Source organism: Streptomyces sp. NPDC023481 (genome assembly GCF_055560195.1).
The window spans coordinates 635,647-651,212 of record NZ_JBVHJE010000002.1 but is presented as its reverse complement, the minus strand read 5'-3'; the positions used below and the strand labels follow the sequence as shown (position 1 = coordinate 651,212).

Sequence of the window (15,566 nt, the reverse complement as noted above, 5' to 3'; positions counted from 1 at the left end):
GTACGGGTGGCGGAGTTTTCCGCAACCGGCCGGTCATCCACGGAAATCCACCAAGATCATCGCGATGTGGCGACATGTTCCATCCTCGTCGCATGGCACTTCGATCCCGCTCACGCACGGCAACGCCGACCAGTGGCCCCGGCCGTGGCATCACCTCCGACGGCCGCCTCCGTCACCACAGGCACACCCCCCGCCCGCGCGGTGCCCGCCACCGCCCGCCCGCACCGGCGGAGGAACTGCGCCGCCGCGCGGACCTCCTCTTCGGTGAACGCGCCGTGCAGTGGCGGGAGTCCGGGAACGCACCGCCGGTCCCGGAGCGGCCGGCGAGCACACCGACGGCGACGGTGACGGACCCGGCACCGGGGCCGAGCACGACGAGGACGCTGACCACGGCACCGCCGACCGCGCCCCCGGGCGGGGCAACGACCGCGAGTGCCCCGGATCCGGACGGCATCGCGCGGTCCGAACCGGCCGGCACGGTGCGGCCGTCGGATCCGGAGGCACCCGCGAGTCCGGACTGGCGGGAGCGGGCCGGGCTGGCGCTGCGCGAGCGCATGCCGGTGTGGCTGCAGGCACGGTACGGGGTCGAGCGGCGCTCAGTCGTGGCGCTCGCGGTGGTCCTCGTGGCCGCCGCCGTCCTCGCCGTGCAGCACTTCTGGGCCGCTCGGCCCCAGTCGGTGAGCGCCCCCCAGGCGGTGCACGCCCAGACGCCGTTCGCCGGGAAGGGCAAGGGGGCGAAGACCGGACCGGCCGTGAGCACGCCGGCGACACCGGGCGCGGAGATCGTCGTGGACGTCAGCGGAAAGGTCCGCGAACCGGGGATCCGACGGCTGCCGGCCGGTGCCCGGGTGGCCGACGCGCTCCGGGCGGCGGGCGGGGTCCGGCCGGGCGTGAACACGGAAGGGCTCAACCGCGCCCGGTTCCTGGTCGACGGCGAACAGGTCGTCGTCGGCACCCCCGCCGGGGCCGCCGCTCCGCCCGGCCCGGCGGCGGCCCCGCTCTCCGGATCCACCGGCACCGGTCCGGCAGCGCCGGTCTCCCTCAACACGGCCACCGTGGACCAGCTCGACACCCTGCCCGGAGTGGGACCGGTACTGGCCCGGCACATCATCGACTACCGCACCCAGCACGGCGGTTTCCGCTCGGTGGACGAGCTGCGCGAGGTGAACGGCATCGGCGACCGCCGGTTCACCGACCTGCGCGAACTGGTACGGCCATGAGCCGCGCGCTCGACCACGCCGAACCGCGCTCCTCAGCCGGGCAGGGCGGGCCACCGCACACCGGCGCGGACGGCCCCATGGACCTGCGCCTGGTGCCACCCGCGCTCGCGGCCTGGGCCACGGCGGCCCTGACCCTGGACACCTCCGCGACCTGGACCGCCGCGACCGCCGTCGGCTGCCTGGTCAGCGGGCTGGCCCTGCTGTCGGTGCGGCGACCGGCAGGGGGCGGGCAGGGTGTGCGGGGCGGGTGGCCGGGCCGGTCGAGACGCCCTGCTCGCCAGGGCGCGGTGAGCGCCGGGCAGGCCGTGACCGGACCCGGGGTAGCCGTCGGAGGCGTGCGGCGAGAGGGCTGGCCGGGACGGCCCGGGTGGGCGCGTGGTCGCTTCCGGTGGGCGCGGCCCGCCGTCGCCGCGGTGCTGCTCTGCGTCGCCGCCGCAGCCGCCTCCGCCGGACTGCACGGGGCCGACGTCCGGCGCGGGCCGGTGCCCGAGCTGGCCCGGCGGTTCGCGACCGTGACCGCCGAGATCGAGATGACCGGTGATCCCTGGCTGAGCAGGCCCCACGTGAGCGGCGATCACGCGGCGCCCGTGGCGGTGCTGGCGCGGGCCGAGGTGCGGAACGTCGAAGAGGCCGACGGAAGGCGGATGCGGACCCGCACGCCCGTGCTGCTGATCGTCGACCCGGACGTCCCGGCCCCGGAAGAGAGGGGAACGGCTGGAAGCCCCGGGGGTCCGCCGGCCCCCGCCGGACAGGGACCGACGGCCGGGCGGGCCGCCTGGCTCGGGCTGCTGCCGTCCACACGGCTGAGGGTGGCCGGTCGGCTGGCCCCCGCGCTGACGGGCGGTGACCGGACCGCGGCCGTGCTGCGGGTGCGCGGCCGGCCGGAGCCACGGATCGTGGCGGGACCGAGCGGACCGCAACGGCTGGCGGGACGGCTCAGAGCGGGCCTGCGGGAAGCGACCGAAGACCTGCCCGGCGACGCACGGGCGCTGCTTCCCGGCTTGGTCGTCGGGGACACCTCGCGGATCACGCCCGAGCTGGACCACGCCTTCGAGGAGACGGACCTGGCGCACACACTGGCCGTCTCCGGCAGCAACCTCACCGTCCTGCTCGCGCTGCTCATCGGGCCGCCCGGCCTGGCCCAGCGGGTCGAGCGCCGGGGCCTGGCCCCCCGCCTGGGACTCTCCCTACGGGCGACGGCGCTGCTCGCGGGCGCGCTGACGCTGGGCTTCGTGATCGTCTGCCGGCCCGACCCCAGCGTGCTGCGGGCCGCCGCCTGCGGTGCGGTGGCGCTGCTCGCCCTGGCCACCGGACGCCGCAGGTCCCTGGTACCGGCACTGGCCACGGCCGTCCTGCTGCTGGTGCTGTACGACCCGTGGCTGGCCCGCAGTTACGGCTTCCTGCTGTCCGTGCTGGCCACCGGCGCGCTGCTGGTGATCGCGCCGGGCTGGAGCGAGGCGCTGAGGCGGCGCCGGGTGCCCCCGCGGCTCGCTGAGGCACTGGCGGCGGCCGCAGCCGCGCAGGTGGTGTGCGCGCCGGTTGTGGCGGTGCTGTCGGCCCGGGTGAGCCTGGTGGCGGTGCCGTGCAACCTGCTGGCCGAGGTGGCGGTGGCACCGGCGACGGTGCTGGGGTTCGCGGCGCTCGCGACGGCACCGTGGGCGATGCCGGCGGCCAAGGGGCTCGCCTGGTGCGCGAGTTGGCCGGCCGGGTGGATCGCCGGGGTCGCCCGGGCCGGCGCGGCGCTGCCCGGCGCGGGAGTGGACTGGCCCGGGAGCTGGCCGGGGGCGCTGGCGCTCGCGGTGGTCACCGTGGCCGTCGTCCTGACCGGCCGGAGACTGCTGCGGCGCCCGGTGTGGTGCGGGTTGCTCGGTGTGCTGGTCGTGCTGCTGGTGACACGGCCGGCGCCGCTGACGCGGGTGATCACGGGCTGGCCGCCACCGGGCTGGCGGTTCGCGATGTGCGACGTCGGTCAGGGGGACGCGACCGTGCTGGCGGCGGGTGAGGGCGCCGGGGTGGTCGTGGACGCCGGACCCGATCCGGCGCTGGTCGACCACTGCCTGCACCGGCTGGGCATCACCCGCATCCCCCTCCTCGTCCTCACCCACTTCCACGCCGACCATGTAGCGGGTCTGCCCGGTGTCCTGCGGGGCCGCTCGGTGGCCGCGATCGAGACGACGGGACTCGCGGAGCCGGCGGACCAGGCGGAGTCCGTCCGCAGGCAGGCGGCCGCACGGCACATCCCGGTCACGACGGCCGTAGCGGGCGAGGAGCGGCGCACCGGACCCCTGACCTGGCGTGTCCTGTGGCCCCCGCGGCAGCGCACCCAGCCGGGTGCCCTCCACCAGCCTGGTGCCCTGTACGAGCCGGACGGTCCGAACGATGCCAGCGTCGCGCTGCTCGTCCGCACCGGTGGGCTGCGGCTGCTGCTGCTCGGGGACCTCGAACCACCGGCCCAGGAGGCGCTGTTGCGGACCCCGGCGGCGGCCGACCTGGCCGGAGTGGACGTTCTGAAGGTGGCCCATCACGGCTCGGCCTTCCAGAGCCCGGAGCTGATACACCTCGCGGCACCCCGGGTGGCACTCGTCTCCGCCGGCGCCGGCAACCCCTATGGCCACCCGGCACCGGCGACCATGGCCGCGCTGCGGGCCGACGGCGCGACGGTCCTGAGCACCGACCGCGACGGCGCCCTCGCGGTCACCGGGACGGGAGGGAGCGGGGGCCGGATACAGGTGACGAGGGAGGACTAGGTCCCGCGACGCCGGCCGGAGCCGAAAGAGGGAGCTGCTCGCGGGACGGTGCCCGGGAGACACGGGAGCCGGAGACGGACGACGAGGTACTGACGGCCTACCGGGAGAACTTCGGGACCGGGCTGAGCCGTGTGCCCACGGTGCGCAGCCCCGACGTGCCCGGCTGATACGGCCTGGTCCCGGCGTGGCCTCCGGCTCTGCGACGGCTGCTTCGCCGTGTTCCCGGTGCCGGAGAATGGGCCCGTGAGCGATGTGAGACATGTGCTGGTGCTGCCCGACCGCGATGCCGCCGAGGAGGCGGCCGAGGCGCTCCGGGAGCGGTTCGGGGTCGACGAGGAACCCCGGCTCGTCCGGGACGCCCTGGCCGGTGAGGACGACGCCGAGGACGCCCAGTGGCTCGTGGTCCTGCGGGACGAGGACGAGCGGCTGGACCCCGCCGAGCTGGACGCGTTCGCGGGGGAGTGGGACGGCTGGCGCGAGGAGCCGTGACCCCCGAGCCCGATCTGCGCCCGTGCTGGGTCCTGTGACCCGACCTCAGCCCGATCCTCGTCCCCTGAACTCGGGCTCGCGCCCGCCGGTCCAGGGCTCGCGCCCGCCCGTCTGCCCGCCCCCTAAGGCCCACCTCAGGGACCGGTCAGGGTGCCGGGGCCGCTTCGATGTCAGTGTCGCGTGGGATGCTGTAGGCGATGGCCAGGAAGACTGCGAATGACGACCCTCTCGCCCCGGTGACGCTCGCCGTGGGCCAGGAGGACCTCCTGCTCGACCGTGCCGTGCAGGAGGTGGTGGCCGCCGCCAAGGCCGCCGACGCCGACACGGACGTACGTGACCTGACCCCGGACCAGCTGCAGCCCGGCACCCTCGCCGAGCTGACCAGCCCGTCGCTCTTCGCGGAGCGCAAGGTCGTGGTCGTACGCAACGCGCAGGACCTGTCCGCCGACACGGTCAAGGACGTGAAGGCGTACCTCGGTTCGCCCGCCGAGGAGATCACGCTGGTGCTGCTGCACGCCGGCGGTGCCAAGGGCAAGGGGCTGCTCGATGCCGCGCGCAAGGCGGGGGCGCGGGAGGTGGCCTGCCCGAAGATGACCAAGCCGGCGGACCGGCTGGCCTTCGTGCGGGGGGAGTTCCGCTCCTCCGGGCGGTCGGCCACACCCGAGGCGTGCCAGGCGCTCTGCGACGCCATCGGCAGCGACCTGCGGGAGTTGGCCTCGGCGGTCTCGCAGCTCGTCGCCGACGTGGAGGGGACGATCGACGAGGCGATCGTCGGGCGGTACTACACGGGCCGGGCCGAGGCCTCTAGCTTCACGGTCGCCGACCGGGCCGTGGAGGGGCGCACCGCGGAGGCGCTGGAGGCGCTCAGATGGTCGCTGGCGACGGGCGTGGCGCCGGTGCTGATCACCAGCGCGCTGGCGCAGGGCGTGCGGGCGATCGGGAAGCTGTCCTCGGCCCGGGGCGGCAGGCCGGCCGATCTGGCACGCGAGCTGGGCATGCCGCCCTGGAAGATCGACCGGGTGCGGCAGCAGATGCGGGGATGGACTCCGGACGGGGTCGCGGTGGCGCTCAGGGCCGTCGCCGAGGCGGACGCGGGAGTGAAGGGAGGGGGCGACGACCCGGAGTACGCCCTGGAGAAGGCGGTCGTGACGATCGCCCGGGCCGCGCGGTCCAGAGGCCGGGGCTGATCGAGGGCCGTGGCGGCGGGGCCGCCGACGAGGCGAAGCCCAGGCGGCGGTCGTACGGGGCCGACGGATCGGCGCGGGGTTGATCACCGTGGCCGCACCCGCACCCGCACCCGCACCCGCACGCGACCCTCGTCCGCCACGCGTCTCCTGCCCGGCACACGCACCGGCTGCCGGGTGACTTCAAGGGGCTGGACGCGATCACCGACACGCGCCAGCGCCGTCGAGCAGGCGTCGGTCTCTTCGCGCAGGCGTCGGCGTCTTGGAGCAGGCGTCGGGGCCGGTCATGCCGAAGGCCCCGCCGCCCACCCTGGGGAAGGGAGGGCGCCGGGGCCTCGGACCAAGCTGGTGAGCCCGTTCCCGCGTGGCGAACGCAGGCCGCGAACAGGCTCGTGGGCGCCGGACGGGAGCGGATGAGAGAGGGCCCGCTCTGGGTCCTTCCGGCGATCAGATCAGAGAGGTTCAGCCCTTGAGGGAAGCGACCTTGGAAGCAAGCGCCGACTTCTTGTTGGCGGCCTGGTTCTTGTGGATGACGCCCTTGGAGACGGCCTTGTCGAGCGCACGCGCGGCAGCGCGCTGCAGCTCGGTGGCCTTCTCGAGGTCACCCGCGGCAGCGGCCTCACGGGCCTTGCGGACCGCGGTCTTCAGGGAGGACTTGACGGCCTTGTTGCGCAGCCGGGCCTTCTCGTTGGTCTTGATCCGCTTGATCTGGGACTTGATGTTCGCCACGAAGGAGCCTTTTCAGGTTCAGGCACGGGGCCGCTCGGGTCCCGTACCGGTGATTCAGACTTTTCTGTCGCGCCTCGCGCTGAGAGGGCATGAGGCACAGCCATCTACAGTACCAGTGGCCCTCCGGACGGCCCAAAACGGCCCCCGGTCCCTGCCCGTGGGACCATGGAGACTACGTAACGATCCGACCCGAGGCATAAGGCGCCTCAAGAGACAGGACCCTGCGTGCCCGCGACCCCTAACCATGTGCCCGAGCCGAGCCGTACCGACCCGGCTCTGATCCGCAACTTCTGCATCATCGCGCACATCGACCACGGCAAGTCCACGCTCGCCGACCGGATGCTCCAGCTGACCGGTGTGGTCGAGCAGCGGCAGATGCGTGCTCAGTACCTCGACCGGATGGACATCGAGCGCGAGCGCGGTATCACGATCAAGTCCCAGGCGGTGCGTCTGCCCTGGGCCCCGTCCGAGGGCCCCGACCAGGGCACGACCCACATCCTCAACATGATCGACACCCCGGGGCACGTCGACTTCACCTACGAGGTCTCGCGGTCGCTCGCCGCCTGCGAGGGGACCATCCTCCTCGTCGACGCCGCCCAGGGCATCGAGGCGCAGACCCTCGCCAACCTCTACCTGGCGATGGAGAACGACCTCACGATCATCCCGGTGCTGAACAAGATCGACCTTCCGGCCGCCCAGCCGGAGAAGTTCGCCGAGGAGCTGGCGAACCTGGTCGGCTGTGACCCGGAGGACGTGCTCAAGGTCTCCGCGAAGACCGGTCTCGGTGTGGACGCGCTGCTGAACAAGGTCGTCAAGGAGATCCCGGCGCCGGTCGGGGTCGCCGACGCGCCCGCCCGCGCGATGATCTTCGACTCGGTGTACGACTCCTACCGCGGTGTGGTGACGTACGTCCGTGTCATCGACGGCCAGCTCAACAGGCGCGAGCGCATCCGGATGATGTCGACCAACGCCACCCACGAGCTGCTGGAGATCGGCGTCAGCTCGCCCGAGATGCTGCCGGCGGACGGCCTCGGCGTGGGTGAGGTGGGATACCTCATCACCGGTGTGAAGGACGTCCGCCAGTCCAAGGTCGGTGACACCGTCACCAGCCAGCACAAGGGCGCCACCGAGGCGCTCGGCGGTTACAAGGACCCGAAGCCGATGGTCTTCTCGGGCCTGTACCCGCTGGACGGCTCGGACTATCCGGAGCTGCGCGAGGCGCTGGACAAGCTGCAGCTCAACGACGCCGCGCTGGTCTACGAGCCGGAGACCTCCGCCGCCCTCGGCTTCGGTTTCCGCGTCGGCTTCCTCGGCCTGCTGCACCTGGACGTGATCCGGGAGCGGTTGGAGCGCGAGTTCGGCCTCGACCTGATCGCCACCGCCCCCAACGTGGTCTACCGCGTGATCATGGAGGACGGCACGGAGGCCACGGTCACCAACCCGAGCGAGTTCCCCGAGGGGAAGATCGACGAGGTGTACGAGCCGGTCGTGCGGGCGACGATCCTGGCGCCCACCGAGTTCATCGGCGCGATCATGGAGCTGTGCCAGACCCGGCGCGGCACGCTGCTCGGCATGGACTACCTCTCCGAGGACCGCGTCGAGATCCGCTACACGCTGCCGCTCGCGGAGATCGTCTTCGACTTCTTCGACCAGCTGAAGTCCAAGACGCGCGGATACGCCTCGCTGGACTACGAGCCGACGGGCGAGCAGTCCTCCAGCCTCGTGAAGGTCGACATCCTGCTGCACGGCGACAAGGTGGACGCCTTCTCGGCGATCACCCACAAGGACCAGGCGTACGCGTACGGCGTGCGGCTCGTCGCCAAGCTCAAGGAGCTGATCCCGCGGCAGAACTTCGAGGTGCCGGTGCAGGCCGCCATCGGCTCCCGGGTGATCGCCCGCGAGACCATCCGCGCCATCCGCAAGGACGTCCTCGCCAAGTGCTACGGCGGTGACATCTCCCGTAAGCGGAAGCTGCTGGAGAAGCAGAAGGAAGGCAAGAAGCGGATGAAGATGGTGGGTTCCGTGGAGGTTCCGCAGGAGGCCTTCATCGCGGTGCTCTCCAGCGATGACAGCGCGGGGTCGGTCAAGGGCAAGAAGTAACCGGAGGTAACAACCGGTCACGCCCGCAAACCGGGCATGTGGGGGCCCGTCGTGCGAAAGTGCGGCGGGCCCCCGCGCGTACGCGGCGTCACGCTGAGGGGAAAGTGACAGGCGGAAGCCCCTTACGCAGCGGCCGGCCGGCCCTTACCCTGATCCCTGCTCGTTAGTTACTCGCGAGTTAAACAACTGCCTGAGTCCCCACCGTGAGTGAACCCAGCCGCACCGAGTCATCCGCACCGTCGCGGGCCCCCGGAGGATGTCGTGAGCGACACACAGACCCTGATCGAGAACCGTCCGCCGTCCGTGGCCGCCCTCTTCCTGGAGCGCGTGGCGGCCACACCGGACGCCGAGGCCTACCGCCACCCCGTGCCGCCGGCCTCGGGGCAGGGCCCTGACGACTGGAGGTCGCTCACCTGGGGCCAGGCGGCCGAGCGGGTGTACGCGATCGCGGCCGGACTCATCGAGCTGGGCGTCCAGCCCGAGCAGCGGGTGGCGCTCGCCTCCTCCACCCGGGTGGAGTGGATCCTCGCCGACCTCGGCATCATGTGCGCGGGCGGCGCCACCACGACCGTCTACCCGCAGACCAACGCGGACGAGTCGGCGTACATCCTCTCCGACTCCGAGAGCCGGGTGCTGATCGCCGAGGACGCGGCCCAGCTCGCCAAGGCCGTGGAGAAGCGTGCCGAGCTGCCCGCGCTGACCAAGGTCGTGGTCATCGACCCGGCCGGCGTCGAGAGCGGCGACTGGGTGCTCACCCTCGCCGAGCTGGAGGAGCGCGGCGCCGCCTACCTGGAGCGGCACCCGCAGCTGATCAAGGAGCGGGTCGGCGCGATCACCCGGGACCAGCTCGCCACCCTCATCTACACCTCCGGCACCACCGGCCGCCCCAAGGGCGTGCGCCTGCCGCACGACAACTGGGCCTACATGGCGAGGGCTATCGCCTCGACCGGCCTGATCAGCACCGAGGACGTGCAGTACCTGTGGCTGCCGCTGGCGCACGTCTTCGGCAAGGTGCTCACCTCCGGGCAGATCGAGGTCGGGCACGTCACCGCCGTGGACGGCCGGGTCGACAAGATCATCGAGAACCTGCCGGTGGTCCGGCCGACGTACATGGCGGCCGTCCCGCGCATCTTCGAGAAGGTCTACAACGGCGTCGCCGCCAAGGCCCGCGAAGGCGGCGCGGCGAAGTACAGGATCTTCCAGTGGGCCGCCGAGGTCGCCCGCGAGTACGCCAAGGCGAGCCAGGACAACTTCCGGCGCACCGGCACCGCCTCCGTGCCGTTCGGGCTCGCCACCCGGCACAAGGTCGCCGACACCCTCGTCTACGGCAAGCTCCGGGACGCCTTCGGCGGCCGGCTGCGCGCCTGCGTCTCCGGCGCCTCCGCGCTCGCCCCGGAGATCGGCTACTTCTTCGCCGGCGCCGGCATCCACATCCTGGAGGGCTACGGCCTCACCGAGACCTCCGCGGCCTCCTTCGTCAACCCCGGCGAGGCCTACCGCACCGGCACGGTCGGCAAGCCGCTGCCCGGCACCGAGGTCCGCATCGCCGACGACGGCGAGATCCTGCTGCGCGGCCCCGGCGTCATGGAGGGCTACCACCAGCAGCCCGAGAAGACCGCGGAGGTGCTGGAGTCCGACGGCTGGTTCCACACCGGCGACATCGGCGAGCTGTCGCCCGACGGCTACCTGCGCATCACCGACCGCAAGAAGGACCTCATCAAGACCTCCGGCGGCAAGTACGTCGCCCCGGCCGAGGTGGAGGGCCAGTTCAAGGCGGTGTGCCCGTACGTCTCCAACATCCTGGTGCACGGCGCCGACCGGAACTACTGCACCGCCCTCATCGCCCTGGACGAGCCGACCATCCTCGACTGGGCGAAGGAGAACGGGCTGGAGGGGAAGTCGTACGCCGAGGTCGTCGCCGCGCCGCAGACGGTCGAGATGGTCGACGGGTACGTGCGGGAGCTCAACGCCGGGCTGCAGAAGTGGCAGACGATCAAGAAGTTCCGGCTGCTGCCGCGGGACCTCGACGTGGAGCACGGCGAGATCACGCCGAGCCTGAAGCTGAAGCGTCCCGTCGTCGAGCGGGAGTACCGGCACCTCATCGACGAGATGTACGCGGGGACCAGGGAGAAGTAGGCCCGGGAAAAACCTCACTTCCTGCTCGCCCCTGCCCGAAAGGTTGCCTCTTCTGGTCACTTCGGTAACTCAACGCTGGTAGTCGCCTGCGGTCTGTCACCCTGGCCGCATGGACATGGCGGCCATACCGACGCAGCGGGAGAGCGGCGGCACCCACCCCGGTGAACCGCGGGGGTGGGCCACGCTGCCCGGCAGTCCCCTCGCCCCGGGTTCGGCCCGCGCGCTGGTGCGGGCCGCGCTGGCCGAGGCGCCCGGGGTCCCCGCCCGGCTCGCCGACGACGCCATGGCCGTCGTCAGCGAGCTGGTCACCAACGCCGTCGTGCACGCCGGTACGGATGTGCGCGTCGAGTGGCGGCTGGAGCAGACCGGCGCGTTCGTGGTCGAGGTGCACGACCAGCACCCCTCCCGGGCCCCGCGAGACGCCACGGCCGGCGAGGGGACGTACGACACGCCCGAGTACGGGCGCGGTCTGCGCCTGGTCGCCACGCTCGCCGAGTCCTGGGGCGTCACCTACCGTGCCGGCACCAAGACCGTCTGGGCGCGGCTGCCCCCCGGCGGCAGCGAGGCCCTGGACGGCCCCGGCCCCGAGCCCGCCCTGGGGATCGCCGAGCACCTCGCCCCGCAGCCGCAGCGCGCCGAGGGCGACCGGGACTGGCTCGGCCGGGGCGCCCTGTCCTTCCTCGCCGAGGCCTCCGACCTGCTCGCCGGACAGCTGGACGAGAACCTGGTCGCCGCGCTCACCGGCCAGCTGATCGTGCCCCGGCTCGCCGACTGGTGCGCGGTCTGGCTGGAGGACGAGGCGACCGTACGCGGCGGCGCCGGCGGCGCGCCCGCCCGGGTCTGGCACGCCAGTGAGGCCCGGACGGAGGAACTGCGGTGCGCGCTGGAGAAGGAGCCGCCGTGCCCGCCGGACGGACCGCGCTCCGGCCCCGAGCCCTACCCCTGGCCCGGCCACGCCCTCGGCCCGCAGGGCGCCCACGGGACGGCGCTGTCGTACCGGCTGATCGCGGGCGGCCGTCCGCTCGGCACGCTGGTCATCGGCCGGTGCGGGATCAGCGGCTTCCCCGACGAGGTCACCGGGCTGGTGGAGGACCTCGGCCGGCGGGTCGCCCTCGCCATCGGAGCGGCCCGCCAGTACGCCCGCCAGGCCACCATCAGCGCCGTCCTGCAGCGCGGCCTGCTGCCCGGCGCGGTCGCCGAGATCCCCGGCGTGCGCAGCGCACTCGTCTACGAGCCCTGCGACAAGGGCGGCCCGAGCGGCGACTTCTACGACCTGTTCCCGGCGGGCGACGGCCGCTGGTGCTTCGCCGTCGGCGACGTCCAGGGCAAGGGCCCTGAGGCCGCCGTGGTGATCGGCCTGGCCCGTCCCTGGCTGCGCCTCCTGGCCCGTGAGGGCTACCGGGTCGCCGACGTCCTGGACCGCCTCAACCAGCTCCTGCTGGACGACGCCACCGAGGCCGCCGACGCCGCCGCCCGCGCCCTGGTCGCCGGCGGCCGGCCGATGGCCGCCGGGGACGGCCCGCAGACCCGGTTCCTCTCCCTCCTCTACGGCGAGCTGAGGCCGTACGACGGCGGGGTCCGCTGCACGCTGGCCTCCGCCGGCCACCCGCTGCCGCTCGTCCTCGGCCCCGACGGCACCGTGCGCACCGCGGCCCGCCCGCAGACCCTGCTGGGCGTGGTCGAGGACGAGACCTACACCAGCGAGACCCTCGACCTGCGGCCCGGCGACAGCCTGCTGTGCGTCACCGACGGGGTCACCGAGCGGCGCTCCGGCTCCCGCCAGTTCGACGACGGCGACGGGCTCGCCCGCGCCCTGTCCGGATGCGTCGGGCTGAGCGCCGAGCTGATCGCGGAAAGGATCCGCCGCCTGGTGCACGACTTCGGCGGGGGCCTGCCGGAGGACGACCTGGCGCTGCTGGTGCTCCAGGCGGAGTGACCGCCGTCGTACGGGGCAGGCGGAGTGACCGCCGTCGTACGGGACAATGGAGTACATGCCTTCCGCACTCCCCGACGGCGAGCCCGTCCCCGCCGACGGCGCGCTGCCCGCGTCCGCGCTCGCCGGGGCCGCCGAGCGCCCCCTCGGCTTCTACCTGCACGTCCCGTACTGCGCGACCCGCTGCGGGTACTGCGACTTCAACACCTACACCGCGACCGAGCTGCGCGGCACGGGGGGCGTCCTGGCCTCCCGCGACAACTACGCGGACACGCTGACGGACGAGGTCCGCCTCGCCCGGAAGGTGCTCGGCGACGACCCGCGCCCGGTCCGCACGGTGTTCGTCGGGGGCGGTACGCCGACGCTGCTGGCCGCGGACGATCTCGTACGGATGCTGGGGGCGATCAGGGACGAGTTCGGCCTGGCGGAGGACGCCGAGATCACCACGGAGGCGAACCCGGAGTCCGTCGACCCGGCCTACCTCGCCACCCTCCGGGAGGGCGGCTTCAACCGGATCAGCTTCGGTATGCAGAGCGCGCGGCAGCACGTGCTGCGCGTCCTCGACCGGACGCACACGCCGGGCCGCCCCGAGGCGTGCGTGGCGGAGGCGCGGGCGGCGGGATTCGCGCACGTGAACCTGGACCTGATCTACGGCACCCCGGGCGAGAGCGACGACGACTGGCGGGCCTCGCTGGACGCGGCGATCGGGGCGGGGCCGGACCACGTCAGCGCGTACGCGCTGATCGTCGAGGAGGGCACGCAGCTGGCCCGCCGGATCCGCCGGGGCGAGGTCCCGATGACCGACGACGACGTCCACGCCGACCGCTACCTGATCGCCGAGGAGACGCTGGGCGCGGCGGGCTTCGACTGGTACGAGGTCTCCAACTGGGCCACCTCCGAGGCGGGCCGCTGCCTGCACAACGAGCTGTACTGGCGCGGCGCCGACTGGTGGGGCGCCGGCCCCGGGGCGCACTCGCACGTGGGCGGGGTGCGGTGGTGGAACGTCAAGCATCCGGGGGCGTACGCGGCGGCGCTGGCCTCCGGCCGTTCGCCGGGGGCCGGGCGTGAACTGCTGTCCGACGAGGACCGTCGGGTGGAACGGATCCTGCTGGAGCTGCGGCTGCGCGAGGGGGTGCCGCTGTCGCTCCTGAAGGAGCGGGGGCTTGCGGCTTCGCGTCGGGCGCTGGGGGAGGGGCTGCTCCAGGAGGGACCGTACGGGCAGGGGCGGGCGGTGCTCACGCTGCGGGGCCGGCTGCTGGCGGACGCGGTGGTCAGGGACCTGGTGGACTGATCACCCGGGTGGGTGAATCCCGCTCCGGAACGCCGGTCCGGTCCCCGGCCGGGACCCCGTGGTCGAGGGCTCCCTCCAGGCGGGCGGGACCTTCCCCGGCGTCAGGCCCCACCGCTCCCCGTGACGAAGTCGATCAGTTCCTCCACGCGGCCCAGCAGCTCCGGCTCCAGGTCCTTGTAGGAGTGCACGCGCTTCAGGATCGCCTGCCACACCGCGCCGGTGTTCTCCGACGGCCAGCCCAGTGCCCGGCACACCCCGGTCTTCCAGTCCTGCCCGTGGGGGACGCGCGGCCACGCCTCGATGCCCAGTGCGGCCGGCTTCACCGCCTCCCAGACGTCGATGTACGGGTGGCCGACCACCAGCGCGTGCTCGCTGGTCACCGACTGCGCGATCCGCCACTCCTTCGTGCCCGGCACCAGGTGGTCCACGAGCACGCCCAGCCGCGCGTCCGGGCCCGGCGCGAAGGAGGACACGATCGACGGCAGGTCGTCCACGCCCTCCAGGTACTCCACGACCACGCCCTCGACGCGCAGGTCGTCACCCCACACCTTCTCGACCAGCTCGGCGTCGTGCCGTCCCTCCACGTAGATCCGGCCGGCGCGGGCCACGCGCGCGCGTGCCTGGGGGACGGCGACCGAACCGGAGGCCGTACGGGTGGGCCGTACCGGGGCCGTCGCGGACGGCCGGACCAGGGTCACCACCCGCCCCTCCAGCAGGAAGCCCCGCGGCTCCAGCGGGAACACCCGGTGCTTGCCGAAGCGGTCCTCCAGCGTCACCGTGCCGGCCTCGCAGCGGATCACCGCCCCGCAGAACCCGGTGCCGGGCTCCTCCACCACCAGGCCGGGATCGGCCGGGACCTCGGGCACCGGCTTCGGCTTCTTCCACGGCGGGGTCAGGTCGGCGGAGTACTGGCGCATTCGGATGACGATAGGAGAAGCCGCGCGCCGAGGCGTCCGACACGCCGGGACCGGCCGGGAAGAGCCGCTCAGCTCACGCCGAACCGCCGTGCGAGGGCGTCCCGTTGGCGCCGTACGAACCCCGCGTCCACCACCGCTCCGTGCCCGGGCACGTACAGCGCGTCCTCGCCGCCCAGGGCCAGCAGCCGGTCGAGGGCGTCCGGCCAGCGGGCCGGGACCGCGTCCGCGCCCGCCTGGGGCTCGCCGGACTCCTCCACCAGGTCGCCGCAGAAGACCACCTCCGGATCCCCCGGCACCAGGACCGCGAGGTCGTACGCGGTGTGGCCGGGGCCCACGTTGGCCAGCAGCGCCTGCCGGCCGCCGCCGAGGTCGAGGGTCCACTCGCCGGACACCAGGTGGCCGGGCGCCACCAGCGCGTCCACCGCCTCGTCCGCGTCCGCCACCGGCAGCCCGTTCCTGACCGCGTCCAGGCGCAGCTCCTCGCGCTCGTACGCCAGCGCCGCGTCCAGGCCGACCGCCCCGTACACCTCCGCCCCGGCGAACGCGGCCGCGCCGAACACGTGGTCGAAATGGGGGTGGGTGAGCGCGAGATGGGTCACACGGCCGCCCGCCGCCCGTTCGGCCCGCGCGCGCAGCCGGGCCCCCTCCGCCAGGCTCGACCCGGCGTCCACGAGGAGCGCCGTGCCCTCCCCGACGACCAGCCCCGCCGTGCAGTCCCAGCCGGGCAGCCGGCACCGCCCCACCCCCGCGGTCAGCCGTTCCCACCCCGGCTCTTCCCAAGTCACGCTCATACCGGCGACGCTAGCGGTACGACCCGGTG

Annotated in this window: 11 protein-coding genes; 8 read left to right on the top strand and 3 right to left on the bottom strand. The window is 73.5% G+C overall.

Annotated features, from left to right (window positions below; all coding sequences use genetic code 11):
- The first annotated feature begins 92 nt into the window (after nucleotides 1–92).
- From ACZ3ZD_RS07205 to holA, 4 genes are all read left to right on the top strand, one after another.
- Nucleotides 93–1,220 (top strand): ComEA family DNA-binding protein, encoded by a 1,128-nt coding sequence (locus tag ACZ3ZD_RS07205; protein WP_467394432.1) that lies wholly within the window; start codon nucleotides 93–95, stop codon nucleotides 1,218–1,220.
- Entirely contained in the window at nucleotides 1,217–3,967 is a 2,751-nt protein-coding gene (locus ACZ3ZD_RS07200) for a ComEC/Rec2 family competence protein (RefSeq protein WP_467394430.1), read from the top strand. The genes ACZ3ZD_RS07205 and ACZ3ZD_RS07200 overlap by 4 nt, the downstream gene beginning before the upstream one ends.
- A gap of 243 nt (nucleotides 3,968–4,210) precedes the next feature.
- Nucleotides 4,211–4,456 carry a hypothetical protein gene (locus ACZ3ZD_RS07195; RefSeq protein ID WP_467394428.1) on the top strand — a complete coding sequence of 82 codons (246 nt, stop codon included), beginning with the start codon at nucleotides 4,211–4,213 and terminating at the stop codon, nucleotides 4,454–4,456.
- A 197-nt stretch (nucleotides 4,457–4,653) separates the two neighbouring features.
- On the top strand, nucleotides 4,654–5,643 hold the full coding sequence (gene holA / locus ACZ3ZD_RS07190) for a DNA polymerase III subunit delta (protein WP_467394426.1): 990 nt from the start codon (nucleotides 4,654–4,656) through the stop codon (nucleotides 5,641–5,643).
- A gap of 459 nt (nucleotides 5,644–6,102) precedes the next feature.
- On the opposite strand, the gene rpsT is transcribed toward holA, so the two are convergent.
- Entirely contained in the window at nucleotides 6,103–6,369 is a 267-nt protein-coding gene (gene rpsT / locus ACZ3ZD_RS07185) for a 30S ribosomal protein S20 (RefSeq protein ID WP_467394425.1), read from the bottom strand.
- Nucleotides 6,370–6,594: 225 nt separating this feature from the next.
- On the opposite strand from rpsT, the gene lepA reads away from it, so the two are divergent.
- The 4 genes from lepA (at nucleotide 6,595) to hemW (ending at nucleotide 13,829) form a co-directional block, all read left to right on the top strand.
- Nucleotides 6,595–8,469, top strand: coding sequence for a translation elongation factor 4 (gene lepA, locus ACZ3ZD_RS07180; protein ID WP_467394424.1), 1,875 nt, complete (start codon nucleotides 6,595–6,597; stop codon nucleotides 8,467–8,469).
- Nucleotides 8,470–8,730: 261 nt separating this feature from the next.
- The gene (locus ACZ3ZD_RS07175) at nucleotides 8,731–10,605 is read left to right on the top strand and encodes an AMP-dependent synthetase/ligase (protein WP_467394422.1); all 1,875 of its coding nucleotides are present in this window, start codon (nucleotides 8,731–8,733) and stop codon (nucleotides 10,603–10,605) included.
- Between the two features lie 115 nt (nucleotides 10,606–10,720).
- Nucleotides 10,721–12,541, top strand: coding sequence for a SpoIIE family protein phosphatase (locus ACZ3ZD_RS07170; protein WP_467394563.1), 1,821 nt, complete (start codon nucleotides 10,721–10,723; stop codon nucleotides 12,539–12,541).
- 55 nt (nucleotides 12,542–12,596) lie between these two features.
- Nucleotides 12,597–13,829: a radical SAM family heme chaperone HemW gene (gene hemW / locus ACZ3ZD_RS07165; RefSeq protein ID WP_467394420.1), complete on the top strand. Its 1,233-nt coding sequence runs from the start codon at nucleotides 12,597–12,599 to the stop codon at nucleotides 13,827–13,829.
- Nucleotides 13,830–13,930: 101 nt separating this feature from the next.
- Here hemW and ACZ3ZD_RS07160 read toward each other — a convergent pair whose 3' ends face one another.
- Together ACZ3ZD_RS07160 and ACZ3ZD_RS07155 are read right to left on the bottom strand one after the other, a co-directional pair.
- Nucleotides 13,931–14,746, bottom strand: coding sequence for a DUF3097 domain-containing protein (locus ACZ3ZD_RS07160; protein ID WP_467394418.1), 816 nt, complete (start codon nucleotides 14,744–14,746; stop codon nucleotides 13,931–13,933).
- Nucleotides 14,747–14,814: 68 nt separating this feature from the next.
- A complete protein-coding gene (locus ACZ3ZD_RS07155) occupies nucleotides 14,815–15,537 on the bottom strand; it encodes an MBL fold metallo-hydrolase (RefSeq protein ID WP_467394416.1) in 723 nt (240 codons plus the stop codon).
- Nucleotides 15,538–15,566: the final 29 nt, after the last annotated feature.